Genomic DNA, 1,744 nt, shown 5'->3' with positions numbered 1-1,744 from the left:
GGGAACATATGTTTGGAGGAGATAAAATGAAAGTTATAGCTAAACCTGTTGAAATGGTTACATGGACGGATTTGAATGGCAAATTAAATCCTGTGCGTTTCAAAATCGCTAATGAGGATGAAAGTATATCAGTTATTAAGATAGATAAAGTACTCACTATAAACAAGGAAAAGCTTGCTGGTAATAATATGCTGGTTTATAAATGTCAGAGCGTAATCAAGGGCTCAGAGAGGTTGTATGAGTTGAAATATTCATTTGATACATGTAAGTGGATATTGTGGAAACTATAGGATTAAATGAATTGACTTTGGTTGAGATTTAAATCTTAACTGCTCTTTTTTATTGCAATAGAATAGATGTAGCCATTTAATTAGTTGGTTATTACCCGTAACATAAGTATTCTTTAAATCATTTTAATAAATATTTAAGGCAGTATAATTTAAAAAATGATGTTTTATCTGATATTAATTTTGAGACGTCTGGGATGGAGTAATCTAGCTAAAAAGTATTTAATACTTAGCATATATAATTTATTTTAAACTCCTTAAAGGTAAAACTTTTTTATTTGGACGTCCGAGCAGGCTTTCCATTCCAATTAAAGAAACTTAAACAAAAGATATTCTATATTTTTAAGATTGTTTTCCGTACCTCCAACCAATTTTAGAAAAGAATATCTAATGTTTAAGCTTTTTTAATTCCACTACAATCCTTGGCGCATATTAATACTTTGTTATTTAAAGTAAAGCTCAAATATTATTTTTCTTGTAAGTTTTAAAGCAGAAGTAGGGTGGCAGTTTATTAATTATAATCTCCAGTATTGCATGTCTCGGCGGTCATAGTCTTATATATACATAAGTTTATTATCCGCCTTTTCACTTCGTGGACAATTATGCAATTTATTCGATTAATCGTTGGTATGACTATGTTTATATAGATATTTATTTTGAAATAAGGACAAATTATATTGACAATACGCCTACGTGAGTGTATAATAAAGGTATAGAAAGAAACAAAAACAAATAATTTAGGAGTGGTAAAATGGCAAAATTAATGTTCATAGAAAATCAAAATGGTAGACAATTTGCAATAAGAGTAATAGGGAAAGGTGATAATTATGGTCGTAATCGTTGTTTAACATTAAAAGAAGATAATCAACTTATTGAGTTTTATGATGTTGAAGGTGCTGGAAAAGAGTGTTTTGATGAATTAGGGCAATATATTGAACGATATTATATAGACACTATTATGGAAATAGAAGGTTATGGATTAAATCTTTCAGCTGATGTAGAAGCATGGGGCATAGAAGGAAATAATATAGAAAAAATTCAACAATGGATTAAAAAATTAAAAATTGAAAAGGTGGCATAAGCTATTTTAGGAAAAAGCATATAAATGTTGATATAACTGGGTTACAGTAAAATATATTTTATCAAAACAGGCTAAAATCCTTGACTATACGCCTACGTAGGCGTATAATGAAGGTATAGAAAGAAAGAAAAACAAATACGAGGAGTGGTAGAAATGGAAAATGTTCAAATTGTATCAATAAAAATGGTTAAAGAAAAAAACTTAGAATATGGAGATACTCAAATTTCAAGTCCTAAAGATTGTGCTAATATATTTAAAAAATTTATAGGAGATTATGATAGAGAAGCGTTAGTTGTTTTAACACTTGATACTAAAAATAAAATAAATTCAATAACTGTAGCAAGTTTAGAGATCGGAAGAGCGTCGTGTAGGGAAA

The 1,744-nt window shown here is 28.8% G+C and carries 2 protein-coding genes; both read left to right on the top strand.

The window, feature by feature from the left end; all coding sequences use genetic code 11:
* The coding region (locus tag Q0649_RS10895) for a hypothetical protein (protein ID WP_298841460.1) at positions 1 to 290 on the top strand (290 nt) is incomplete at its 5' end.
* Between the two features lie 748 nt (positions 291 to 1,038).
* Entirely contained in the window at positions 1,039 to 1,368 is a 330-nt protein-coding gene (locus Q0649_RS10890) for a hypothetical protein (protein WP_298841457.1), read from the top strand.
* Positions 1,369 to 1,744: the final 376 nt, after the last annotated feature.

The organism is uncultured Clostridium sp. (assembly GCF_937920395.1).
Lineage (GTDB): Bacteria > Bacillota > Clostridia > Clostridiales > Clostridiaceae > Clostridium_AD.
This window is presented reverse-complemented; position numbering and strand designations above follow the sequence as displayed.